The organism is Halopseudomonas pelagia CL-AP6 (assembly GCF_000410875.1).
Lineage (GTDB): Bacteria > Pseudomonadota > Gammaproteobacteria > Pseudomonadales > Pseudomonadaceae > Halopseudomonas > Halopseudomonas pelagia.
This window is the reverse complement of sequence record NZ_AROI01000007.1, coordinates 65,340-89,605: the sequence shown is the minus strand read 5'-3', so window position 1 is coordinate 89,605 and position 24,266 is coordinate 65,340. Positions and strand designations below refer to the sequence as shown.

Sequence of the window (24,266 nt, the reverse complement as noted above, 5' to 3'; positions counted from 1 at the left end):
CACAACCAGGAGGTGCACTACCAGAAAAAGCAAGCGGAACACCCCAGCAAGCGCAGTACTACTCACACATCAAACATGAAGGTGATTCACATGAAAGCAATCTATCTGTCTGTTCTGGCCACCAGCCTGTTGAGTGTCAGTGCCCTGTCCCAGGCCGACATTGTTGGCACTGAAAGCTACAATACCTACGTAGAGGTTGGCGAATCTACCGTTAATGCAGGACCTCACAATGATGAACTTCCGGGTATCGGCGTTTACACCATTGGTTTAAGCGACAAAGTTGATTTCGCCGGCCTCAGCCTCTACAGCAGCGTCAGCAACGGTGTCTACACTCTGAGTTCACCAATCGACATCGACGAACCGGATCACAGCGGCATGGGCGTATTCAACTTCGCCCAGGTTAGCGGTGCCAATGTCTACTTTGGCGAGTGGTCACAAACCGGTACCAGCAGTGACAGCAGCCGCACCGTGTATTACGTCGGCGATGATACTGGCACCAGCGTACCCACCAGCGGCACGGCTACCTATAGCGTCAACGGCATCAATGAATACTCCGGCAGCAATCTGATGAGCGGCACCTTTACCGCCAACTTCGCTACCAACAGCCTGTCGGGCAGCCTGGCCAACAGCGGTTTGGCGGTCAATATCGGCAGCGCCAGCTTTGACAGCGCGGGCAACATCAGCAGCTCAAACGCGTCTGCCAATGGCTCCGCCGGTGTGGTAACCAATGGTAGCGTGACCGGCAACTTCTTTGGCAGCGACGCCGCTGCGTTGGCCGGCATTGCTACTTTCAGCAACCGCGATTACGACACCGCCTTCGGCGGCACCAAAGACTGATCGCACCAGACTGTCCCGGCCAGGGCAGAAGCTGAAACCGGACCGGAGCCACCGCTGCAGAGGTGGCTTCGGCCCTACCCTTTCCGGCCGCGCAACACGGCCAACCAGCAACGAGCCCGTATGACCCGCCATCCATTGCATCTGATCCTCATTATGCTACTGCTGCTCGGCAGTGCGGCCATACACGCCGCTGACCAAGACACCACCCTGCGTCTCAATCAGCACATTGAAGGCAACGCTAACGCACAGGAGCAGGAGTTGCTACAAGGCGAACTGGATGACCAACCGACCATTACCCTCAATGGCGAAACCCTCGCCATCGGCAACAATGCCAATGATCTGGGCCGGGCGCTCTATCTTTCGCTCAGCCATCAGCAATGGCAGGCCGCCAGCGCCTTCCTGCTACGCTACCGCGGCCTGCCCAACGCCGACCCCATGTTGCTGCACTACGCCGACGGCGTGCTGCAGCGCGTTCGCGGCCAACTAGGCAATGCCGAGACACAGTTCCGCGCACTGCTGCAGCGCCAGCCCGACTTTCTGCCCGGGAAACTGGAGCTGGCCCGCGTGCTGTTTGAAAACCAGCAGGACCAGGCAGCCGAAACCCTGTTTCGGCAGATCCGCGCCGGCCTGCCCGCGGACGACGCCCACACTCTGGGCGTACGCACCAGCGTCGAGCGCTTTCTCGCAGCACTGGATCAGCGTCAGGACTGGCAAGGTTCAATCAACCTGGGCCCGACCTGGGTCGACAATCTGAACCAGAGTTCGGAAAGCAATACTTGCCTGCTGGCCACCAACGGCGGCACCTGTATTGTGCGCCGCACCCTGCCCGAGGCGATCAGCGCCACAGGCCTCGATTACGAGGCCACCCTCAACCGTCGTGTTGCGCTCTCGGGCCATCACGGGCTATACGCCCGCGCCCTGCTGTATGGCTACAGCTACCGCAACTACAGCGAGTACAACGAAAGCACCCTGATCGCCAATCTTGGCTACAGCTACCGCAGCGCGCGCAATCAGTATTCGCTGGCTCCCTCCTTCGAAACCAATCGCATCGGCAACGATGGCATGTATTCCGCCTGGGGCGCCCGCGCCGAATGGCTGCATCAGCTCAGCCGCCGCAGCGCGGTAAAGCTGGAAGCGACCTACCGCGACATGCGCTATCAGGACCCGCTGTACCGCTACAACAACGGCGGCAACAGCGCACTCTATGCCACTGGCTGGCATGTGCTTTCGCCGCGCTGGACGCTGTTCGGCGGCCTCGATCTGAGCGAAAGGCGCACCGAGGAGCCGGTCTACGGTTATCAGCAGGGCGGCGCGAGATTGGGTGCCGCGCTGACCCTGCAAAGCGGGATTCGCGCCAGCCTGTTCAGCTCGTTCCGACACCGCGAATACGCCGAGTACAGCCCACTGCTCGGCGCCCGTCGCCGTGATGGCGAGACTAATCACACGCTGATCGTCAGCTTGCCGGGACTAGCTTGGCAGGGTATTACCCCTAGCCTCAGTCTCAAGCACACCGAAGTGCGCAGTAGCGTCGACTGGCTTTACTCCTACCAGCGCACCCAGACCAGTTTCCGTCTGGAAAAACTGTTTTGAGCAACAGCCAAGCCGAGAGCGCCCCAGTTCAAATACGAATAAAAAAATATCTTAATTTCATTACGGAAAAGCACTGCCTCATTCGTTATGTAAATAGAACGTATTGAACCGCGCCACCCGGCGCCCAAGCACTTTCGAAGATATCCCGTTATGCAAGGACCCGCCATGAACCCGGCAGACAGTACCGCATTGCCCCTGAGCAGCTACCTGAAAGAGCAGACCACCTCGACCCACGAGAGCCTCGACCGACGCATTATGGCCCTGGCACCCTTCTCAAGCCGTGAGCGTTTCGCCTGCTTCCTGCGCATGCAGCTGCGCCTGCACCACGCCACCTCGCCGCTGTACCAGAACCCGGAGTTGCAGGCCATGCTCCCAGGTCTGGCCGAGCGTAGTCGGCTGCAGGCCATACTGCAGGACTGCACCGACTTCAACATCAGCCCCGAGGAGCAGGAGATCGACCGGGAAACCGGCAGCATGATCAATCCAGCCAGCACCAACGAAGCCCTCGGCTGGCTCTATACCCACGAGGGCTCGACGCTGGGCGCCGCATTTCTACTCAAACACGCCCGGGAGCAGTTGGGGTTATCGGAAACCTTCGGCGCCCGCCATCTGGCCGGTCACACTGACGGTCGCGGCCTGCACTGGCGACAGTTCAAGCAGGCGCTGGATGACCTGGAACTGACAGCGGCAGCCCGTACCGAAGCGGTTGAGGGTGCCCGTGCGGCCTTTACCTTTGTACGAACCTCGGTGGAAGAACTGATGGCTGACAATCAGCCGGCCACGGCGGTCTAATGCTGCTGCGGTTCGCATGGCGCCTGCTGGCACTCACTTTTGTCGCCCTAGGGCTGATTGGTGCAGTGCTGCCCGGCATGCCCACCACGGTATTCATGCTGCTGGCGGTCTGGGCCGCTGGCAAAGGCTGGCCGCCACTGGCCATCTGGTTACTCAACCATCCGCGGTTTGGCCCGCCGATACGCAACTGGCACGAGTACGGAGCCATTCCCCGTCGCGCCAAATGGCTGGCCGGCATCAGCATGTTCATCAGCATGCCGCTGATCTGCCTGAGCGCGCCCAGCACCTGGGTCCAGTGGCTGGTGCCATCAAGCATGTGTCTGGTGCTGCTCTGGCTATGCAGCCGTCCGGAACCACCCTGCCCTCAACCCTGAACCGCGCCAAACGCGCGAGGATCGAACCCATGCGTCCCCTCACTTTACTATCCACTCTGTTGCTGAGCCTGTTGCTCAGCACCGCCCCGCTAGCCCAGGACGCCGAACCAGCCGCAACCGAACCGGCGAGCAACGCTGAACTGAGTGTCACCGCGGAAGACTCGGCTGGCGCCGTGGCCGCTGACCCATTGTCCGCAGTCGAACCTGAAGCCGCTTCTCCCCTGGGCGCGGCACTGCCGGAAGACCTCTCCCCCTGGGGCATGTATCTGGCCGCAGACTGGGTGGTCAAGGGAGTGATGATCGGTCTGCTGCTGGCCTCGTTGCTGACCTGGTCAGTATGGGTTGGCAAGCTGATTCAACTGACGCAAGCACGCCGGCGCGCCAACCGCCTGCTGCACCTGCTGGTCGAGTCGGAACACTTTGCCTATGCCCGCCAGCAGAGTAAGGACCAGCGCGGTGCCGGCATGGACCTGCTGCAGGCCACCGCCCATGAGCTGGCCCTGTCCGCACGCGGGCCGGCCAGCGACGAAGGCATAAAGGAGCGTATTGGCGCCCGCCTGGACCGTGTGCAGGTTCATGCCGGCAGCCAGATGAACAAGGGCACCGGCATCCTCGCCACCATCGGCTCGGTAGCACCCTTTGTCGGTCTGTTCGGCACCGTATGGGGCATCATGAACAGCTTTATCGGCATCGCCCAGTCGCAAAATACCAATCTGGCTGTCGTCGCGCCCGGCATTGCCGAGGCACTGCTGGCCACCGCCTTCGGCCTGGTCGCGGCGATCCCGGCGGTGGTGATCTACAACCATTTCGCCCGCGCCATCAACGGCTACCGCGCACAATTGGGAGACATCGCTACCGCACTGCTGACATTGGTCAGCCGCGACCTCGATCGCCAGCACGGCACCGACAAGCCAGACGCTGACGGCCTGCATACCGTGCGGCCGATCAGCATGGGGCGGCACTGATGAGCTTCAAGTTATCCGGTGGCGATGACGGGCAGTTGGGCGAGAACCACGAGATCAACGTCACGCCCTTCATAGACGTGATGTTGGTACTGCTGATCATCTTCATGGTCGCCGCACCGCTGGCCACCGTCAGCGTGCCGGTCGACCTGCCCGCCTCCACCGCCAAACCGCAACCGCCCGCCGAGGACCCACTGTATCTGAGCGTGCAGGCAGATCTCAGTCTGACCCTTGGTGAGGAGCAACAGGTAAATCTGGCCGACCTGCCTGCTGCGCTGGCGCGCACCGCGCCAGACATCGAACAACGCATCTTCCTGCGGGCGGATAAAGGCATCAGCTACGGCGACCTGACCGAGGTAATCAATGCTCTCGGCGATGCGGGGTACCTCAAAGTTGCACTGGTCGGCCTGGAACGCGCTCAATGACTCCGTTGGCAGGCCCGCAGCGCAGCCGCAGTAGGAGCGGGGTGGTTTTCTGGCTAAGCGCGGCGCTAGCCGGAATTGGTCTGCACGCAACAGCGCTTGCTATTTATCTGTGGCAACCGAGCCCGCCGCAGGATCTGCAGCCCCTATCCGCTCCCATGGTCATAGAACTGGCTATGCCGTTGGCGGCTCCGCCCAACCCGCCAAATGAGCTTCCGCCCGGCCCGGAACAAACTGAATCCGCCGCCGCCAAGCCCCGGCCAGTAGTTATTGAAGAGAGCCCGTCCGCGCGGCCCGAGGTGGCCAAAGCCGAGGTCAGCCTGCCAGCCAGGCAGCCAGACCCAGTAGAGGCAATGGAGCCGCCAGTAGAAGATACCCCGGATGAACTGCCGGAACCCGTCAACGAGAGCGCCGACCAGAACGCCGCTTCCGAAACCAGCGCACCACCGAGCATCGAGAACGTCCAGCGGAGCGAGACCGTCAACGCACCAACCGTCGGGGCCATCAGCCCGCAGCAACTTGATGCGCGCCAGCAGTGGGAACAGCTGCTCTATGCTCATTTGGAACACTATAAGCGCTACCCGCGCCAGGCATTGCGCGCAAACCAACAGGGTATGCCCATCATCGCCCTGACCATGGACCGCAACGGTCAGGTGCTGGAGGTCGAATTAATCCACAGTAGCGGAGCCCGAACCCTCGACAGTGAGGCCTTGTTACTCGCCAGGCGCGCCGAACCATTACCTCTTCCACCGCCGCAGGTGAGGGGTAATCCGCTAAGAATCAGCATACCGATAGCCTTCACGCTCTAGTCCGTGGCGGATCGTTTCACCCCATCACTCGCCCACTCAACAGTGAGCATATCGTTGTAGTTGTGCTCGGTGAGCAACTACCTAGAGAAAAAGAGGGGAAACACCCAGAAAAGCAAAAGCCCGCACAAAGCGGGCTTTTCAGGTATTGCTGAGGCTACTAGAAGCAATGAAATGGTCGGAGAGACTGGATTCGAACCAGCGACCTTCTCGTCCCGAACGAGACGCGCTACCAGGCTGCGCTACACTCCGATTGTGTGCTCGCATTTTACCGCACGACATTAATTTCTCAAGTATCTGACTCAAATAATATTTAGCGCCAGCAGAGGCTTAGGTAGATTTATTGCCAATCTTCCAGGCAGTTGGCATTGTGCAGCCGCAGGTCGTCAGCGGGCAGTGTCAACACGCCGTGGTTTTGACTCAGCAGCCAACGCAGCGGACTGCGCTGGCCTTGATCCCAAGCGCACTGCAACTCGGGCAACCGCTGCTGAGGGATCACCGAGACAAGCGGTTGCCAGGCATCACCGACTTTGATCAACCAGGGAATCGTCGGCTGACTGGCGGCCTGTTCGAGCAGTTGGATGAGCAGCGCCTGATCCAGTTGCGGCAGGTCACAGGGCACAACCAGCAAATGGCTGCTTTTACACTCATTCAACCCGCTAAGGATACCTGCTAGCGGGCCGGGGTACTCAGCGTTCTGGTCACTGACCAGTTGATCGGCCCAGCGTTGGTATTCGCTGTGATTGCGATTGCAGCTGATGATCACCTCACCCACCAGCGGCCTGATCATTGCCACCAGATGTGCCGCGATCGGCCGCCCTTGCCACGCCATCAGCCCTTTGTCGCGCCCCCCCAGGCGGCTGCCCTGCCCGCCCGCGAGCAGCAATAAGCTGAGCTGCGTTTTACCTATCACCGTCACTGGCTGCCCTCTGATTATCCACTGCGCTGTGTTATAACACCGGACGCATTGTCTGCCAAAGGATCGCCTTATATGGCCCATAACGCCACTGCATTCTCCCCATTGAATATTGCCGTATTGACTGTCAGCGACACACGCACGGCGGAGACCGACACATCCGGTCAAGTGCTGGTCGATAGCGCCACCGAAGCAGGCCACCAGATCGCGGATCGTCAGTTGCAAGCGGACGATATCTACCGCATTCGTGCGGTGGTATCGGACTGGATCGCCCGTCCTGATGTGCAGGTTGTGCTAATCACTGGCGGCACCGGTTTCACCGGCCGTGACAGCACTCCTGAGGCGATAACACCATTGCTGGACAAGGTGGTCGAGGGTTTTGGCGAGCTGTTCCGGCATGTCTCCTGGGAAGAGATTGGCACCTCAACATTGCAGTCGCGGGCGCTGGCGGGGCTGGCCAATCGTACCCTGGTCGTGTGCATGCCAGGCTCGACCGGCGCCTGTCGTACCGCATGGGGTCGCATTCTTGAAGAACAGCTCGATAGCCGGACACGACCCTGTAACTTTGTTCAGCACTTGGCTGTCGATGCGAACGCTGACCCGACCTGCGGCAGCCGCTCATGAGCCTGCTACCAGTTGCGGATGCCCTGCAGCGATTGCTGCAGGCCGCGTCGGCAGAAGCGCCGCAACCTGCTGAACGGGTGCCGCTGGCCAATGCGCTGAATCGTATTCTCGCCGAAACCCTGTACTGCGCCCACGACGTACCGCCCTGGGACAACAGCGCGATGGACGGCTACGCATTCAACTCAGCGGATCTAACTGAAGCGTTGAGCACCGGTCTGCGTATCAGCCAGCGCATTACCGCCGGTATGGCACCGCCGCCACTGGAGGCAGGCACCTGTGCACGCATCTTTACCGGCGCCCCTATACCAGCCGGCGCAGACAGCGTTGAAATGCAAGAGAATATCCAGTTAGACGCTGGTATTGCACGCTTCACACAATCAGTGAAACCCGGCCAGAATGTGCGGCCCGCCGGCCAGGACATACGCCAGGGAGCAGCCATCATGCCTGTCGGCCAACGGCTGCGCGCTCAGGACCTGGGCGTGATTGCTTCAGCCGGCATTCCCGCGGTTTCCGTGCGCAGCGCCTTGCGCGTGGCCGTTCTATCGACCGGGGATGAGCTGGTCGAGCCCGGCCAAGCGTTAGGGCCGGGGCAGATTTTCAACAGCAACCGCTACACCCTGATCGGCTGCCTGCAACGCATGGGCCAGACGATCATTGATGGCGGCATACTGCCGGACGATCCCGATCAAACCCAGACCCGGCTGCATGAACTGGCCGCGCAGGCTGATCTGATCATCAGCTCCGGCGGCGTATCAGTAGGTGAAGCAGATTATCTGGGGATGGCACTGCGCGAACACGGCCAACTGGATATGTGGAAGCTGGCGATTAAACCAGGCAAACCTTTTACCTTGGCCCGCTTTGCCGATGTACCGGTGCTCGGCCTGCCAGGTAACCCCGCAGCAACGCTGGTAACTTTCCTGCTGTTGGTCCGCCCCTATCTGCTGCGCCGGCTTGGCATGGAACAGACCGAGCCACTGCAATTGTCGGTACCGGCCGGGTTCGAATCAAGCAAGGCAGGGAATCGCGATGAATATCTGCGCGCCTGCCTGCAAAACGGCCAGGTCGTGCCTGCTGGCAATCAGAGCTCGGGCGTATTGAGTAGCGCCAGCGAGGCCACTGGGCTGATATTGATACCGGCTGGTTCCGTGGTAAAGCTCGGCCAGCCGCTAGCGTTCTTGCCTTTTGACGGACTGTTTCAGTGACAAAAAAACCCGCATGGCTTGCACCCTGCGGGTTTTGTAGGCTCTGACGCTATCAGGCCTTAAGGACGGCCTTGATCATAGTCGCCAACTCACCTGATTCGTGCAGCTCAGCAATGATATCGCTACCGCCAACCAGCTCACCATCAATCCACAGCTGAGGAAAGGTCGGCCAGTTAGCGTACTTCGGCAGTTCGGCGCGGATATCCGGATTCTGCAGAATATCCACATAGGCAAACTTCTCGCCGCAGGCCATCAGAGCCTGCACGGCGCGCGCGGAAAAACCGCACTGGGGCGCGTTAGGCGCACCCTTCATGTAAATCAGGACCGGGTTATTGCCGATCTGTTCTTTGATCGTATCGATGGTATCCATGGTGCTTCCTCTGTAGCAGGACCGAATCGGCCTAGTGTAACCCATTCAGACCTGTGGCAATACCGGGGCCGCAGCAGAATGGCGGTGGCCCCCAAGATGGCCGTGATGCTTCAGGCCGCGACCACTTCCACGGTGACGCCATTGAGTGCAGCGTTACCGGTGACCGGGTCAAGAAAGCGTTCATCGGTCAGATCGTTAGCACTGACGCCCGCGTGGGCGGTGGCAACATCCTGTTCAACGCCCTTGCGATTATGCCCCCAACCGTGTGGCAGGCTGACTACGCCAGCGAGCATTTCGTCACTGGCAACCACCGCTACGGTCACCTCGCCAACCCGGGAGCGCACGACCACCTGCTGGCCGTCGCTCAGGCCGCGGTGGGCCAAATCATCAGGGTGCATGAGCAATTGGTCACGCGCCTTGCCTTTGACCAAACGTTGATAGTTGTGCATCCAGGAGTTGTTGCTGCGCACATGCCGGCGGCCAATCAAGCGCAGTTCACCCTGTTTAGGGCGCATTTCCTGACTATCATCAGCAAAACGTTGCAGGTCATCAAGCATGGCCTGAGGTGCACATTCTATCTGTTTGCTCGCGGTTTGCAGGCGTGGTAGCAGATTAGGCTTGAGCGGACCCAGATCGATACCGTGCGGATGCTCCTTGAGCACCGCCAAGCTCAGACGGTCCTTGTAAGGACCACTGCGCAAGGCAGCATCGACCATCATCTCCGGCGCCATGGTCTGCCTGGGTGGCTGACCGGTCACCGTGGAGAAAGCCCGGCCTAGGCCTACGAAAATCTCCCAGTCATGCAGACTGCCCTCAGGCTTGGGCAGAATCGGCAGATTGATCCGGGTCACGTTGCGTACTGCGAAGTTATTGAAGGTGATGTCGTAATGATCATGCTCCAGCGCCGCAGTCGGCGGCAGGATCACATCGGCATGCCGAGTCGTCTCATTGATATACAGATCGACGCTGACCATGAATTCCAGCCCCTCCAGCGCGCGATCTAACTGGCGGCCATTCGGCGTGGATAGCACCGGATTGCCTGCCGAAGTCACCAAGGCACGAATTTGCCCCTCACCGGGCGTGAGCATTTCTTCCGCCAAGGCCGCCACCGGCAACTCACCATTGAACTCTGGCAGGTTGGATACTCGGCTGCGCCATTTATCGAAATGACCGCCTTTGCCCATACCCACCACGTCAAAGGCTGGCTCGGTGCAGAGTGCCCCACCCGGCTGGTCGAGATTGCCGGTGACCAGATTAATGATCTGGATCAGCCATTGGCAGAGCGTGCCGTAACGCTGCACTGAAACGCCCATGCGTCCGTAGCAGACGGCGCTATCGGCTGCGGCAAAATCGCGCGCAAGCTGACGAATCTTGGCTGCCGGAATCGCGCAGTGCTCGGCCATGGCCTCGGCACTGAACGGGGCGATGGCGGCCTTGACCTGATCTAGCCCCAGAGTCGCCTGCAAAGCGGGGCTATCCTTGACTAGCGACTCGTCAAACAAGGTATGCAGCAAACCCACCAACAAGGAGGCATCCGTACCGGGCTGCACGAATAAATGCTCGGTAGCCTGCTCGGCGGTCTCGCTGCGGCGCGGATCGATGACCACCAGTTTACCGCCACGTGCCTTCAGCGCCTTGATGCGTTTGCCTACGTCCGGCACGGTCATGATGCTGCCATTGGACGCCATGGGGTTGGCGCCCAGCATCAGAAAGAAATCGGTGTGATCTATATCAGGAATCGGGATCGCCAGCATATGCCCATACATCCACAGCGACACCAGATGATGCGGTAACTGGTCCACCGATGTGGCGGAATAACGTTGCTTGGTGCGCAACTGCCCAAGAAAGTAGTTGCTGTGTGTCATGGAGCCATAGTTGTGCACATTGGGGTTACCCATATACACCGCTACAGCGTTCTGTCCGTGCTCTTGTTGAATGTCAGCCAGACGGTTGGCGACCAGCTCGAACGCCTCGCTCCAACCAATCTGTTGCCATTGCTCACCTACCCGCTTGACCGGCATACGCAGACGCTGCGGGTCGTTCTGAATATCCTGCAAGGCAATGGCCTTGGGGCAAATGTGTCCGCGGCTAAACGGGTCATCGTGGTCACCTTTGATCGAGAGTATCTGCTCACCCTCGGTTTCGATGGCCAGGCCGCAAATGGCCTCACACAGATGACAGGCACGATAATGGGTTACAGGCATGGCAGTGACTCTGTTGGTTTTTATGCTTAAGTACATGCTCAGTCATGCACTCTAGGCCCCGCCAGCCGGGCCCGCAAGGAGCAAAATACGCTGGCATTCAGTAATTGAATTGATTGCCCCGTCCCGCAGACACCGCGTGCCTATTTGCCTTGCAACGGATTTTACCGATAAGATCGGCCCTTCTCTTTTTTTGGTATGGCTTGTATCGGGCCTCTGGGTCGCGATAGGCCTTTGTGTTTCCGGTCACTGGCCGCTCCCATTTTCCAGGTAGTCAACATGACAGTACGGCACTTTCTTTCGTTGATGGATTGCACTCAGGCGGAACTAATCAGCCTGATCAAACGCGGCATCGAGCTCAAGTCACTGCATGCGCAGGGCGTTATCTATGAGCCGTTGAAAAATCGCGTACTGGCAATGATCTTCGAGAAAGCGTCGACCCGTACCCGCGTGTCCTTTGAAGCGGGCATGATTCAACTCGGCGGCCAGGCTATTTTCCTGTCACCGCGCGATACGCAACTGGGTCGCGGCGAGCCTATCGAAGACAGTGCTCGGGTGCTGTCCAGCATGTGCGACGCAATAATGATTCGTACTTTTGATCATGCCGATCTGGAAACTTTCGCCCAGTACTCCCGCGTTCCCGTTATCAACGGCCTGAGTGATGACCTGCACCCATGCCAGTTGCTCGCGGACATGCAAACCTACCTGGAACGCCGCGGCCATATTCAGGGCAAAACCGTGGCCTGGATCGGTGACGGTAACAATATGTGCAACACCTTCATCCAGGCCGCCATGCAATTTGATTTTCAACTGCGCATTGCCTGCCCAGAAGGCTACGACCCAGACCCAGAGTTCCTGGCCCAGGCTGGCGACCGAGTAACCGTAATGCGCGATCCCAAAGAAGCCGTGCGCGGTGCTCATCTGGTCAACACCGATGTGTGGGCGTCGATGGGCCAGGAAGATGAAGCGCAAGCCCGGCTGAAGCGCTTTGCGCCGTACCAGGTCACGCCTGCGATGCTCGATCTAGCTGACGAACAAGTGTTATTCATGCATTGCCTGCCAGCACACCGGGGCGAGGAAGTTAGCAGCGAGTTGATGGACGACCCACGCAGCGTAGTATGGGCTCAAGCCGAGAACCGTTTGCACGCGCAAAAAGCCTTGGTCGAGTTTCTGCTGGTCGAGTAACTCTCCGAACTGTTCAACCACGGGGTACTGCATGCCTGACAGCCACGGCATTGTTCTGGAGCTAAACCAATTGGCCTGCGGCTACGCCGGCCATCCAGTCGTCTCGAATCTGAATATCCATTTGCGCAGTGGCGATATCGGTTGCCTGCTTGGCCCCTCCGGCTGCGGGAAGACCACGACTCTGCGCGCTATCGCTGGTTTCGAGCCGATCACTGGCGGTGAAATTCGTCTGGATGGGCGCAGCCTGTCGACCCCAACCAAGCGCGTATCGCCGGAGGATCGCCGTATCGGCATGGTGTTTCAGGACTACGCGCTGTTCCCGCACCTGACGGTGCAGGAAAATGTGGCTTTCGGCATCAGCAAGCATCCTGAGCGCAAGGCCAAGGTCGCAGAGCTGCTGGAACTGGTCAAACTCGCTCCGCTAAGCAAGCGTTACCCCCACGAGCTGTCTGGTGGACAGCAACAACGTGTAGCTCTGGCTCGGGCACTGGCGCCCGATCCCAAGCTACTGTTGCTGGATGAACCCTTTTCCAATCTGGACGGTGAGTTACGTCGCAGGCTCTCGGGCGAGGTGCGCGATATTCTCAAGCTACGTGGCACCAGCGCCATGCTGGTGACCCATGATCAGAACGAAGCCTTCGCCGTCAGCGATCATGTCGGTGTGCTCAAGGAAGGCCATCTGCAGCAGTGGGACACGCCCTATAACCTCTACCATGAGCCGGCCACCCCCTTCGTTGCCAGCTTTATCGGCCAGGGTTATTTTATTCGCGGCCAGCTCATATCACCAGATACGGTACAGACTGAACTGGGCGTCATTCGCGGCAATCGTGCCTACCAGTTGCCGCCCGGCAGCGCCGTGGATGTGTTGCTGCGGCCAGACGATATAGTCGGCGAGCAGCACAGCAGCCTGCGCGCCACTATCATTGGCAAGACCTTCCTCGGCGCTACGACGTTATACCGGCTCAAGCTGGCGACCGGTAGTGTTCTGGAAACCATTTTCCCCAGTCATGACGATCATGCGCTGGGCGAATCCTTGGGCATCCGTGTGGCCGCTGACCACCTGGTGGTCTTTGCTGCGCAGGGCAGCGTGAATTTGCACGCCCAACTGCCACTGGAGCAAGTGCTGGATACCAGCGCCAGCACCGCTTCCAGCTAGGCTGTTACCGCGTTTTCCGCCCCCCTGAGAGGCACGGCAGTCGCGCGCCTATCAACATAGAGTCAGTTTGCCGAACGATAGAGAATCTGGCTGACGGTGCCGTGCACCACGCGAGAATGCCGATAATCGGTATTCTGCATCATACCCAGCACGATGATCTGGTTAGCGGGGTCCACCCACATCCAGGGGCCATGAAAACCCCACCACCAATAGACATCTTCAGGCAAAAAGCCCGCTGGCTCGGGCTCGGTCACCACCGCCACATTCAGCCCAAACAGATTACCTGGCGCCCAGTCTGGTCCGGCCACGCCCTCTGGCAGCTGATTGCTGCGCATCATCCGCACCGTTTCTGCTTTGAGTAGCCGTACACCATCCAGCTCACCCTCGTTTAGGAGCATGCGCGCAAAGCGCAAATAATCGTCCATGGTCGATACCAGGCCACCACCGCCATTCAGAAATGTTGGCTTGCTCAACCAAGGCTGATTTGAAAAAGGCTGCAGCCCCTTCTCAGGATCAGGGGTGTAAGACACTGCCAAACGACCTTGTTTGTCCTGTGGTACATAGAAGCCAGTATCAATCATGTTCAACGGGGTAAAAATACGCTCCTGAAGATACTCATCAAAGGCCATACCTGACAGAACCTCAACCAGCCGCGCCTGCACATCGACCGCCACGCTGTAATGCCATTGGCTACCCGGTTGCTGACGCAAAGGCAGCTTGCCTAGCTTCGCGATCATGTCAGCCAGACTAGTGTCGATGTTTTGAATTCCTTCACGAGCATAGAGCGAGTCCACCTGCGACTCGGAAAAGCGACCGTAGGTCAGGCCAGCGGTATGCGTCATCAATTCACGAATGGTCACAGGATGGTCGGCCGCCTCGGTTTCTGGCTGCCCATCGGGACCGTCTGCCACTGCCACCCGCAGGCTCTGCAGTTCAGGCAGGTACTGCTCTACTGGAGCATCAAGCTGGAACTTGCCTTCGTCATATAACATCAACAAGGCTGTGCCGGTGATAGGCTTGGTCAGGGAAAAAATCTTGTAAATTGTCTCCTTGGTCAGCGGCTTCTTCTCTTCCAGGTTTTGATAACCGCTCTGCTGGCGATGGACGACTTCCCCATCCTGCCACACTAGCGTGGCGATCCCGGCGAGCTGTTTGCCCGTTACCTGGGCCTGCATGGCCTGAGCCAACGTCTGCAGTCGAGGTTCGGAGATACGGTATGCTTCAGCCTCCTGGGCGTAGCCAGCAGAACTGCCTACGCCAAAAAGAACCGCCAGGATCCAGCTCAAACCGGTCAGCCGGTCAACTCTTGTGCTCATGATGTCACCCCTGATGTTGTTATTAGACCTTATCCGTACAAGGAGCAGTTCATATAGGGCAACCGCTATACGGCCAACTTATACGGCCAACTTATACGGCGAATAAATATAACGGATCAGCCACATGTTCTGAAACGATGTACCCATGTAATTTTTGCCAAAAGGCATAGTCTTATCAGAGGTAAGCGACAACGATTACAGGACTCAACATGAACCGCAGAACTCTTCTGGCCAGCTTTATCGCTCTTCCCGCTCTGCCATTAATCAGCCGACTGAGTCTGGCAGAGAATCAAACGCACGAGGCGGCCATGCGTTTTACTCCGCTGGATCACCCTCCCAGTTACTGGAAAGACAAGGTATCCGCTGAAGCCTTCGACGTGCTCTTTGAGGAGGCCACCGAGCGGCCCAGCAGCAGCCCTTTAGACAAGGTCTATGATCCTGGCACCTATGTATGCGCAGCCTGTTACCTGCCCCTGTTCACCAGCGAATCAAAATTTGACAGCGGAACCGGCTGGCCAAGCTTTACCCAGCCCCTTAACGGCAATATAGGTACCAAACAGGACTTCAAGCTGATCTGGCCTCGTACCGAATATCACTGCGCACGCTGCGGCGGTCATCAAGGCCACGTATTCAAGGATGGTCCAGAGCCGACAGGCGAGCGCTGGTGTAATAATGGGGTCGCGTTGCGGTTCATTGCAGAAGCAGATGCCTTGCCGGAGTTAAGAGGATGAAAAGACATCATTGGCTATCCATGCTCGCGCTCAGCGTGCTCAGCGCTGCGGTCAGCGCCAACCAGCCCCTTGAGCAAGGCCCCGCAGGATCCGAAATGGCGGTTTTTGCCGGAGGCTGCTTCTGGTGTACCGAAGCGGATTTCGACAAGGTGCCGGGCGTAGTGGATACCGTTTCAGGCTATATTGGCGGCGACGCAGTCTCGGCCAACTACCCTCAGGTATCGGCAGGCGGAACCCCGCATATTGAAGCGGTGGCGGTATTCTATAACCCCGCCGAAACCGACTACGCCGCGCTGGTAGAAGCATTCTGGCCGACCATCGACCCGGTCACGCCCAACGCTCAGTTTTGCGATCGCGGCCCGCAATACCGCAGTGCCTTGTTCTATGCCGACGAGCAACAGCAACAGATTCTTGAGCAGTCCAGAGAAGCGCTGGCAAATTCAGGCAAGCTCAGCGATCCGATCGTCACTGAGATTCTTCCGCAGACGGCCTTCTACCCGGCCGAGGACTATCATCAGAACTACTACTCGAAAAATCCCGTTCGCTACCATTTCTATCGGAGTCGTTGTGGGCGAGATAATCGACTGAAAGAACTCTGGGGCGCACACTAAGCGCTGCAACCGAGTTGGAAAATATCGCTCGGGGCCTGATAATGCGCTCAACCTATTCAGCCCCGAGCGGAAACCATCAAGATGCAGATCAGCAACAACAGCGTAGTCCAGTTTCACTACACCCTCTCTGACGCCAATGGCGAGATTGAAAGCTCGCACAAACACGAGCCGATCTTGTACCTGCACGGCCAGCCCGGCCTGATTGATGGCCTGGTAGAAGCGCTTGAAGGCCATAAAGCAGGGGACAACTTCAGTATCACGCTGACTGCCGATAAAGCCTACGGCCCGCGACTGGACGATGCGGTCCAGAAAGTCCAGGTCAAGCGCCTGCAAGGCGCAAAAAAATGGAAGCCGGGGATGATTGCAGTCATCGAAACCGAACAAGGTCAGCGCCAGGTGACCATTGTCAAAGTCGGTCTCTCCCAGGCCGAAGTGGATTCTAATCATCCGTTGGCGGGCAAGGATTTGACCTTTGCTATCGAGATTCTGGAGGTGCGTGAGGCTAGCGAAGAAGAATTGGCCCATGGCCATGCCCACGGCGCTGGCGGTCATCACCACTAACATGATCGTTCATGACAAACTGCAATGGCCGGTCATCGGCTCGTTGCAGGAGCCCTAATCAATTGTTTAGCAAAATGCAACAAAAAAGTGTAGAATGCTCGACTACTTTTACTCAGGCAGGTAAACATGTCAGCAAAAACCGCCCCAAGCAAACGCAAGGCCGACGCAGCCGTCGCCACTAGCAAATCCATTGATAACCAGATTGATGCTTTTATCGCCTCTGGCGGTGAGATTCAGAAAATTCCCAATGGCAAGAGTGGCCAGGTTTACGGTGCCCCTCGTCCAGGTCGTCCGGCCAAGTAAGCGCCGAGCATCATCCAACTGCATTACGGTAAGGGCTAGACCGCTACTCATTGAGTCCAGCCCACCGTTCAGCGCCGGCTAAACCCCAGCGCCTTCAGCTCCTCGTCATGCAAGCTCACCAATAACGCCGCCCCATCTTCCGCTACGCGAAAGCCGCCCCAACGTGCCTGTTCGTAAACAGCTGCAGTGCCCTCCTGGAAGAAAAAGGCATTGGGTCCCAGGCTGAACCGGCTGCCTTGCTGGCGTACACGCATGCTTACTTGATCATCTGCGCTATCGACGGCATCTGCCAAGCCAACCAAGGACGTCCGACCCAGATCATCCACCGCCAACAGCGCGAAAGCAGATTGCTCCCCGCCTTCCATTTTCTGCAGTGTCATCTGCGCTTCCAATTCGCGATTCAACGCAAACTCCAGCGCCATATAGTCGCCCTGCATCAGTGAGCGCGGATCCACCGGAGCCAGCTCCAGATACACCAGTTGACCGTCGCGCAGGGTGCGCTCATGGCCGATGATTGCCATGGTGGCCGCTACCATTACCAGTAGCCACGCTCCTACCATTGCCGGCCACCACCGCGTCAGCGTCATAGTGGGCTCCAAAACAGACGTCTCATTCCGAGCCTGATCACCAGTAACAAAAAACCGCTAGCGCAGAGCAGCAATGACTTGTGCAACAGCGAGAGGTGCAGGCTGTAATAGAACTCCCCGAGATAAAACAGGGCGAAAGCCGGAACTACCATGCACCAGCTGCGGCTGCCCGCATGATAAACGCACAAACCTAGCGCCAAACTGATCAGCAAACCCGGAGCCTGGTAGGTAAGCAGTATTAACAGCCCGGCGGCCAGCAACCCAGCACTGCGCGCTTTTACCGGTTGACCGCGCAGCAACCACGCAAGCGTCAATAGCAATAACAAACCAGGCCCGGCGTGAATCAGCAGCCACACTCCAGGCGATACTGTCAGCACGGACATGTGCCCTGTCATCGCGTCGAGCACACCTTGATGGCCATACATCGCCAGTAATAACGCCATGAGCGTTGCTGCATCGCTCAGCGCACGCAGATGTAATGCAAGGCCATCGCCAGCCCAATGCAAACGCCGCAACCATGAGACTGTGGCCACGCAGGCCAGCAGCAGCCCGTACAGTGCCAGCCCTGGCCCACTCTCGAGCAGGACAGCAATGCTGCCCAATACCAGCAACCCACAAATGCGCCGGTAGAGCATCGACCCTGGCCCTAGCAGCAGAATGGCTGACAATGGCAGACAAACAATAGCCGCAGACCGGAGCGCCTCGCTCGACCCCATTGCATCGGCCAGCACATACACCAACAGGCCCTGGCCTCCGAGCGCAAAAGCCAGTCCCATTTGCTCGAAGAACACCCCCATACGGCCAAACAACCACAGCCCGGCGCACAACATCAACAGGCCTGCCAAGCCTATGCCCACCGGCCCGTCCAGCAGCAATGCCGAGGGGCCGAGCAATGAGCCCATAAGAAACAAGGACGAGACCCAGGCAGCCAACCCCAGCAAGACCGATAACCACCAGGGTGAATCAACCCCCGCCAGCAAGCGTGTACGCTGCTCCTCACTCAAACCGGTACGTTGCTGGATATGAGCCAGCAAATATTGTAGATCAGCCTTGTCCATCAGCGCCCTCCCCGGTAGACCCGGTGCAGCCAGAGCGAGGCCAGCGCGCTACTGACCACCACAAAGAGGCCGATGGCATTAAAAGCGAAGAAGCCCTCGTGCTCTATCAGTACCCTGAACAACCCAGCTGCCCCCAGCGCGACAAGCCCAAACAGCAGCAGCGCCAGAATCGGCAAATCCAGGCGCCACCAGCGGTACAATGGCACACCCACTGCGACGCTCAGCGCAAAACCAATCAGCAGCGGCGCGAAGGCTGCCTGCCACCAACCCATGATCGCCCCCAGCAGCAGCGCGCTCAGGCCGGCCAGTGCGCAAAGTCTGGGTAGACTCCTACCCCGGTGGCCAAGCAGTTTGCCGCCCCCGATTTCAAACAGCAGCAGGGCAGCAAGATTCGCCAAGGCAATAGTTAACAACGCCTGCTGCCCACTGAATCCAGCAAACAGACCAAACCACATGGAGGCCGCGAAAAAGCGTAGCAACGCCAGATTGGCCACTGCCCAACACAAAGCCCAGCACGCAGTGGAGCGTGACAGCAGTACCCATGGCAGCATCAACACGGCCCAAGCAGCGAACAGCTGCCAGATATCCGCGCCGGTCTGATAGGTCTGACCAATCAGCGCCAGCAAAGCACCGGTGGCGATACAGCATCCCAGCAACGCTGACTGCTGCACTACCGAGCGATGCACACTGAACAAGGCCAATACGGTAAAACTGCTGAGCACGCCAGCGGCAACTGCGAATTTGGCAAAACGCGGTAACTCGTCCCAGTTCCAGGCAAAGAAAAACACGACACCTATACTCACCAGCAAGACGCCGGCGCCAGCCAGCAAACGATCCAGCAGGTATTGCCACTGACTGCTAGCGGGAGCAAGCTGACCCTCACCAGCCAAGGCGCTCAATTGCTGCCTATCCAGATACTGTCTTTCTGCCCAATTCAAAAGCAGGTCGCGCTGCTGCAGACTTAACGGCATCAGCACCCTCCTCTCAGGCTCTGCGAATGGAACACAACAATGCACTGCGGATAAGGCGAGGGATGGGACATGTGCCGAGCATTCCTTTTCAGCTGTTACTCATATGAGATCACAGCATAGCGGAACAAAGACCCAGCAGATATCGCCGTCAAGCCAGCCGCCCGTCCCTTGGGCCGAGGGGGGCGGCCTGGCTTCAGGGTTGCTGAGGTTCCAACTGCAGCCGCGCATTGCGCCGCATCACCCACTGATGAATACGCTCCTGCCGGACTGCGGTGAGCGGATACTTCCAGGCGACAGCAAAGGCCAGCATATAGAGCACGACTGGGCCGATGATATACAGCAGCCGCAGTGCCATCAGTTGAGCATCCGAATGGGTGGACGCGGTAGCGTCAAAGCCGACCAGCGCCAGCAGCCCAAGCGACAGGCCCAGACCAATAGCCATAGCAAACTTCTGCGCCATACCGGACATGGCGAAAAACAGCCCAGTGCGATGCTCCTTGCTGCGCGCGGTATCCAGATCGACGATATCCGCCAGCATCGACAAAGGCAGGAATTGGAACGCGGCAAAACAGAAGCCTTTCAGCGCAAACATGATCGCAAAAGGCATTATCTGTCCGGCCTGGAGGAAAAACATACCCAGGATGCTGGCGCTGGAAACACCCACCGCGACGCAGAACGCCTTGTGCTTGCCAATGCGCTTGCCGAGAATCAACCAGAACGGAATACCGAGAATACCCACGCCGAAATACAGCAGGTACATCAAACCGATCTGCGCCTGAATCTGAATGACGTGCTGCATGAAGAACACCGACAAGGCGTTACGAAAGGATTCGCCAGTCACTACGATCAATAACATCAGCATCATGCGCTTGAACGGGCCATTGTTCTTCAACACCCGCATACCCTTTTTCCAGTCGGTGCGCTGAACCGACTGCGGTGGAGCCTCTTTGACTTTGGTCACGACCAGAAGGACTGTTAACGGCAGCAGGATCAGTAACAACCAAGCCATCCCCGCCAGAATCGGACCGTAACCGGTACCCAATTGCCCGTCGGTACCCACTGCCCAGACCACCACTCCCATCCAGAAACCGTCAGTCTCACCAGCCTGAAACCGGGTACCCATCGACTGCACAATGGCCGGCGCCAATGCTGCCAGGAACAGGCCAATCAGCACAAAACCTTCCCGCGAAGCGGTGACCCGGCTGCGCTGATGGTACAGCGGCGATAACTCTGCACCCCAGGCACCGTAAGGCAAGGTGACCATGGTCCAGCCGAGATACATGATCACTGTCCAGATCAGCAGATGGCCAATGCCTATTCCCTCTGGCGGCATAAAGATCATGACAGTGCCTATCAACATGAGCGGGACACCCATAATCAGCCACGGCTTGCGACGGCCGATGCGCGTCTGCCAACGATCACTGAGGGTACCAATCAGCGGATCAGTGATCACGTCGGTCATACGTGCGAACACCAACACCAGCGCCATTAGCGCCATGTTTAATCCAACCTCCTGGGCGTAGAAGGGTGGCAGGTAAACCACGAGCGGATAACCGATGATGGCCAGTGGCATGCCTACTGACCCATGGATAAGGATGGTGGAACGTTTGAGAATGCCGGACTGACTCATTATTCACCCCTGTAAAGAACCACTCAGACCTGGAAAAAGCCTGGTGATTTTTTGTTCTTATCAACTCAGCCGCAATGGCTGAGAAAACACCGCTTATGGCGCGTTAGCGCAACACTGACGCCTTTTGCTCACCCGATTCTATGCCAGTGCGCCACCATTACAACCATGCTCGGGGGCAGCCAAGCATGAGTCGGCAAAGCGGCCTCGGGAGCAACGCTCCAGTCTCACGCAAAGCTAGGATTCATGAGCCCTGCCGGCATTATATGCAGACCCGATTAACCTTATTCAGCTCCCTTATGACGGCTGCAATGAGCAATGGAAGCGACACCCCAGGACCGGTAAGATACTCCCAACCCAGGAGCGCAACGTGCCATCTCACCATCCGTCCATCATCCGAGTCGTTTCAGCAGGCGCCCTGTTACTGTTGGTGGTACATGGCTTGGGCCGGTTCGTATACACTCCCTTGATGCCACGTCTGGTTGCCGACGGCCAATTGGCGCTCGGCCAGGCTGCGGATATTGCCAGCTGGAACTATGTGGGTTATCTGCTCGGCGCACTACTGGCTATCCGCTGGGCGACACCGGCTGCCATCCACCGGGCCATCCCCTGGGCACTGGCACTGCATTGCGTAACGCTGCTCAGTCTGACCCAATCCGATTCCTTGTGGGCCATTGGCATGTTGCGCTTGGGAAATGGGATTAGTAACGGGATGGTATTCGTACTGGTGCCCGCGCTAATCCTCGAATGGCTGGCAGTCAACGGACGCATACGCGCCAGCGGCCTGATCTACCTGGGGGTAGGCCTCGGCTTACTCTTATCAAGTGCATTGGTAAGCCTGGGAGATGGTTGGCTTACCGGCGCAGCGCGCTGGTGGCCTGCCGCCCTGCTGAGCATTCCATTGGGCTACTGGAGCTGGCTGACCTTGAGCAGACTGCCCATACCGCCAGCAAAAACCGATCATGCGATAGCACCCAAGCGCCAGGCCCTGTTTGATCGCCACAGCCAGACGCTGTTCTTCGCATATGCCGGGGCCGGACTGGGTTACATCCTGCCGATGACCTTTCTGCCCATGCTCGCCAGTCTGCAATTGGGCAAAGGATCACCGATGGTCAGTCAAAGCTGGCTTATCGTTTCAATTGCCGCCTTGCCCTCGACCTGGCTATGGAACCGATTGGGCAGCCAGTTTGGCGACCGCAATATGCTTATCTGTAACTATGCGCTGCAATTGCTGGGCGTGCTCTGCGCACTGTTACTTCCGCCGCAATGGGGGTTGGCACTGTGCAGCTTGTTGATCGGCGGTTGCTTTCTCGGCGCAGTACTCCTGACCCAGCGCTTGGCGCGCAGCCTGCAACCCACTCAGGGGCCACGGCTTTCCGCAGCACTGATTGCCCTGTACGGCTTTACTCAACTGATCGGCCCGTGGCTGGTGCGCGTGGGATTTGACTATGGCATCACCTTGCAAGGCAGTCTTTGGTTTGGTGCCGCGGCCTTGTTAATCAGCTTTATCTGCATGCTGAAAGTCGCTGATATACGTCATTAGTGCACGCCCTAGGAACCTCCCGATCTTCGTATGCTCTAATTGAACACAGGAGAAACAACATGCCCCCTTTTTCAACTGTCTTTACCCAACTTTCTGCAATTACGCTGATACTGGCGCTGGCCTCGACCAGTGTGCTTGCCCAACCACCACCTCACGCCAAGGGCAACAAAGCTGGAAAACCCGACCATCACCAACAAGACCAGCAGTCGGTGACCCTTGAGGAAAGCGTCATTCGCAGCATCTTCAGAGATCAGCGTAACTACCTCGAGCCGGCAAAGCCGCTACCGCCCGGTATCCGCAAAAATGTGGCCCGGGGTAAGCCGCTGCCGCCTGGTATCGCCAAACGCTTTGACGGACGCCTGGAGTCGCGCCTGCCCCAATATCCCGGTTACGACTGGCGCCAGGTAGGCACCGACGCCGTGCTGGTCACTGCAACCACCGGTATTGTCGAAGCAATTCTGCTCAACATACTGGAATAAAGAAACGCGGAACTAGCTTATTAGCAAGGGGGCTACGACACCTCAGGACATGCTTTTCTTCGCCGTCAAATCCGTGATGGCGCTACTCTGGAAAAGATCCAATTTGAATACTGGGCCTGGCATGTACCTGTTTCGATCCCTCCTCCTTCTTATATGCCTGCTGGCACTGTCTTCTTGCAGTTCCGCGCGCCTGGCTTACAACAATCTGAACTGGCTTATCAACTGGAAAACCAGCGATTATGTCCCCCTGAGTCGCACGCAAAAAAGCTGGCTCTCGGCACGGATAGATGAGCACCTGGCTTGGCATTGCAGTACCGAGATCCCCCGTTATAGACCCTTGCTGGCAGGGCTGCAGAACACCCTTGACACCCATGATCTGCCGGCCAGCATTCTACTGGAACAAGTTCCGCAGCTGATGCCTGCCGTTGATCGAGTGCTGCATGAAATAGCCCCGACGCTAGCTGAACTTTTCCGCAAGCTGGACCACTCACAAATCGCCGCCCTGCAAGCCAATTTGGCTGAGCAACAGCAGGACATGCATGCCAAGTTCGTTGCTCCCGATCCAGCAGCCCAGGCACAGCAACGTGCCGAGCGTCTGGAAAAGCGCCTGAACCGCTGGCTCGGCCGTCTTAGCGAAGAACAGCGCAGCCGAATTGATAGCTGGTCTGCTGAACTGGAGGGTCAAAACACTATCTGGTTGGAAAACCGTCAACATTGGCAACAGCAACTTGTTGTCGCGCTGAATAGCCGCTATGAAGAAGGCTTCACTACGCACATCAACGACCTATTGGTGGAGCGGCAGCGTTACTGGACCGAAGCGTTCAGGGAAAGCACCAAGGTAACCAGCCGCAAGGGTGCGGCCATGCTGAGCGATGTACTCGGTATGGCCACCGATGCGCAGCGCGCTCGGATGGACAAGCAATTCGAGCAACTTGATAGGGATCTTCAGCGTTTGCAATGCGCCCCACCGAGTCAGGCTTGATCCAGATCAATGCCTGCCCGACCAGGGGGGCTAGACTCAGAAACTAACCTAATTCCCCTG

Annotated in this window: 26 protein-coding genes and 1 tRNA gene; 18 read left to right on the top strand and 9 right to left on the bottom strand. The window is 58.2% G+C overall.

Annotation, left to right across the window (positions count from 1 at the left end; genetic code table 11):
• Positions 1–90: 90 nt before the first annotated feature.
• From K787_RS0106410 to K787_RS24255, 7 genes are all read left to right on the top strand, one after another.
• A complete protein-coding gene (locus K787_RS0106410; RefSeq protein WP_022961968.1) occupies positions 91–837 on the top strand; it encodes a Slam-dependent surface lipoprotein in 747 nt (248 codons plus the stop codon).
• 120 nt (positions 838–957) lie between these two features.
• Positions 958–2,427 carry a surface lipoprotein assembly modifier gene (locus tag K787_RS0106405; protein ID WP_022961967.1) on the top strand — a complete coding sequence of 490 codons (1,470 nt, stop codon included), beginning with the start codon at positions 958–960 and terminating at the stop codon, positions 2,425–2,427.
• A gap of 165 nt (positions 2,428–2,592) precedes the next feature.
• Positions 2,593–3,219, top strand: coding sequence for a biliverdin-producing heme oxygenase (locus K787_RS0106400; protein WP_022961966.1), 627 nt, complete (start codon positions 2,593–2,595; stop codon positions 3,217–3,219).
• Complete coding sequence (locus K787_RS0106395) at positions 3,219–3,593, top strand: YbaN family protein (RefSeq protein ID WP_022961965.1); 375 nt, start codon at positions 3,219–3,221, stop codon at positions 3,591–3,593. Before K787_RS0106400 ends, K787_RS0106395 begins: the two co-directional genes overlap by 1 nt.
• 29 nt (positions 3,594–3,622) lie before the next feature.
• Entirely contained in the window at positions 3,623–4,558 is a 936-nt protein-coding gene (exbB, locus tag K787_RS0106390) for a tonB-system energizer ExbB (protein WP_022961964.1), read from the top strand.
• Positions 4,558–4,980: a TonB system transport protein ExbD gene (gene exbD, locus K787_RS0106385; RefSeq protein WP_022961963.1), complete on the top strand. Its 423-nt coding sequence runs from the start codon at positions 4,558–4,560 to the stop codon at positions 4,978–4,980. The genes exbB and exbD overlap by 1 nt, the downstream gene beginning before the upstream one ends.
• Entirely contained in the window at positions 4,977–5,786 is an 810-nt protein-coding gene (locus K787_RS24255) for an energy transducer TonB (protein ID WP_022961962.1), read from the top strand. The genes exbD and K787_RS24255 overlap by 4 nt, the downstream gene beginning before the upstream one ends.
• A gap of 172 nt (positions 5,787–5,958) precedes the next feature.
• On the opposite strand, the gene K787_RS0106375 is transcribed toward K787_RS24255, so the two are convergent.
• Both K787_RS0106375 and mobA read right to left on the bottom strand, forming a co-directional pair.
• A tRNA-Pro gene (locus tag K787_RS0106375) sits at positions 5,959–6,035 on the bottom strand.
• Between the two features lie 88 nt (positions 6,036–6,123).
• Positions 6,124–6,702, bottom strand: a complete 579-nt coding sequence (mobA, locus tag K787_RS0106370) for a molybdenum cofactor guanylyltransferase MobA (RefSeq protein WP_022961961.1) — start codon at positions 6,700–6,702, stop codon at positions 6,124–6,126.
• A 72-nt stretch (positions 6,703–6,774) separates the two neighbouring features.
• On the opposite strand from mobA, the gene moaB reads away from it, so the two are divergent.
• Both moaB and K787_RS0106360 read left to right on the top strand, forming a co-directional pair.
• Complete coding sequence (moaB, locus tag K787_RS0106365; RefSeq protein ID WP_022961960.1) at positions 6,775–7,323, top strand: molybdenum cofactor biosynthesis protein B; 549 nt, start codon at positions 6,775–6,777, stop codon at positions 7,321–7,323.
• Positions 7,320–8,525, top strand: a complete 1,206-nt coding sequence (locus K787_RS0106360; RefSeq protein ID WP_022961959.1) for a molybdopterin molybdotransferase MoeA — start codon at positions 7,320–7,322, stop codon at positions 8,523–8,525. The genes moaB and K787_RS0106360 overlap by 4 nt, the downstream gene beginning before the upstream one ends.
• A 52-nt stretch (positions 8,526–8,577) precedes the next feature.
• On the opposite strand, the gene grxD is transcribed toward K787_RS0106360, so the two are convergent.
• Both grxD and K787_RS0106350 read right to left on the bottom strand, forming a co-directional pair.
• Entirely contained in the window at positions 8,578–8,895 is a 318-nt protein-coding gene (grxD, locus tag K787_RS0106355) for a Grx4 family monothiol glutaredoxin (protein WP_022961958.1), read from the bottom strand.
• Positions 8,896–9,005: 110 nt separating this feature from the next.
• Positions 9,006–11,099, bottom strand: a complete 2,094-nt coding sequence (locus K787_RS0106350; RefSeq protein WP_022961957.1) for a molybdopterin oxidoreductase family protein — start codon at positions 11,097–11,099, stop codon at positions 9,006–9,008.
• 276 nt (positions 11,100–11,375) lie between these two features.
• Between K787_RS0106350 and argF the strand changes: the two genes are divergently transcribed.
• Both argF and K787_RS0106340 read left to right on the top strand, forming a co-directional pair.
• The gene (gene argF / locus K787_RS0106345; RefSeq protein WP_022961956.1) at positions 11,376–12,281 is read left to right on the top strand and encodes an ornithine carbamoyltransferase; all 906 of its coding nucleotides are present in this window, start codon (positions 11,376–11,378) and stop codon (positions 12,279–12,281) included.
• A 31-nt stretch (positions 12,282–12,312) separates the two neighbouring features.
• Entirely contained in the window at positions 12,313–13,437 is a 1,125-nt protein-coding gene (locus K787_RS0106340; RefSeq protein WP_022961955.1) for an ABC transporter ATP-binding protein, read from the top strand.
• Positions 13,438–13,499: 62 nt separating this feature from the next.
• Here K787_RS0106340 and K787_RS22380 read toward each other — a convergent pair whose 3' ends face one another.
• The gene (locus tag K787_RS22380; RefSeq protein WP_022961954.1) at positions 13,500–14,753 is read right to left on the bottom strand and encodes a serine hydrolase domain-containing protein; all 1,254 of its coding nucleotides are present in this window, start codon (positions 14,751–14,753) and stop codon (positions 13,500–13,502) included.
• Positions 14,754–14,962: 209 nt separating this feature from the next.
• Between K787_RS22380 and msrB the strand changes: the two genes are divergently transcribed.
• The 4 genes from msrB (at position 14,963) to K787_RS25300 (ending at position 16,959) form a co-directional block, all read left to right on the top strand.
• Positions 14,963–15,484, top strand: a complete 522-nt coding sequence (gene msrB, locus K787_RS0106330) for a peptide-methionine (R)-S-oxide reductase MsrB (RefSeq protein WP_022961953.1) — start codon at positions 14,963–14,965, stop codon at positions 15,482–15,484.
• Positions 15,481–16,095: a peptide-methionine (S)-S-oxide reductase MsrA gene (gene msrA, locus K787_RS0106325; RefSeq protein ID WP_022961952.1), complete on the top strand. Its 615-nt coding sequence runs from the start codon at positions 15,481–15,483 to the stop codon at positions 16,093–16,095. Before msrB ends, msrA begins: the two co-directional genes overlap by 4 nt.
• Positions 16,096–16,176: 81 nt before the next feature.
• On the top strand, positions 16,177–16,656 hold the full coding sequence (locus K787_RS0106320) for an FKBP-type peptidyl-prolyl cis-trans isomerase (RefSeq protein ID WP_022961951.1): 480 nt from the start codon (positions 16,177–16,179) through the stop codon (positions 16,654–16,656).
• 126 nt (positions 16,657–16,782) lie between these two features.
• Complete coding sequence (locus K787_RS25300; RefSeq protein ID WP_022961950.1) at positions 16,783–16,959, top strand: PFL_1563 family small protein; 177 nt, start codon at positions 16,783–16,785, stop codon at positions 16,957–16,959.
• Positions 16,960–17,027: 68 nt separating this feature from the next.
• On the opposite strand, the gene K787_RS0106310 is transcribed toward K787_RS25300, so the two are convergent.
• The 4 genes from K787_RS0106310 to K787_RS22375 form a co-directional block, all read right to left on the bottom strand.
• Positions 17,028–17,546, bottom strand: coding sequence for a GDYXXLXY domain-containing protein (locus tag K787_RS0106310; protein ID WP_022961949.1), 519 nt, complete (start codon positions 17,544–17,546; stop codon positions 17,028–17,030).
• Complete coding sequence (locus K787_RS0106305; RefSeq protein ID WP_022961948.1) at positions 17,543–18,604, bottom strand: DUF4401 domain-containing protein; 1,062 nt, start codon at positions 18,602–18,604, stop codon at positions 17,543–17,545. The genes K787_RS0106310 and K787_RS0106305 overlap by 4 nt, the downstream gene beginning before the upstream one ends.
• The gene (locus K787_RS0106300; protein WP_022961947.1) at positions 18,604–19,575 is read right to left on the bottom strand and encodes a DUF2157 domain-containing protein; all 972 of its coding nucleotides are present in this window, start codon (positions 19,573–19,575) and stop codon (positions 18,604–18,606) included. The genes K787_RS0106305 and K787_RS0106300 overlap by 1 nt, the downstream gene beginning before the upstream one ends.
• 193 nt (positions 19,576–19,768) lie before the next feature.
• Entirely contained in the window at positions 19,769–21,205 is a 1,437-nt protein-coding gene (locus K787_RS22375) for an MFS transporter (RefSeq protein WP_022961946.1), read from the bottom strand.
• A 367-nt stretch (positions 21,206–21,572) separates the two neighbouring features.
• Between K787_RS22375 and K787_RS0106290 the strand changes: the two genes are divergently transcribed.
• From K787_RS0106290 to K787_RS0106275, 3 genes are all read left to right on the top strand, one after another.
• A complete protein-coding gene (locus K787_RS0106290) occupies positions 21,573–22,745 on the top strand; it encodes a YbfB/YjiJ family MFS transporter (protein WP_022961945.1) in 1,173 nt (390 codons plus the stop codon).
• 59 nt (positions 22,746–22,804) lie between these two features.
• Positions 22,805–23,224, top strand: coding sequence for an anti-virulence regulator CigR family protein (locus K787_RS0106285; RefSeq protein WP_022961944.1), 420 nt, complete (start codon positions 22,805–22,807; stop codon positions 23,222–23,224).
• 103 nt (positions 23,225–23,327) lie between these two features.
• Entirely contained in the window at positions 23,328–24,206 is an 879-nt protein-coding gene (locus K787_RS0106275) for a DUF6279 family lipoprotein (RefSeq protein WP_152486791.1), read from the top strand.
• Positions 24,207–24,266 lie beyond the last annotated feature (60 nt).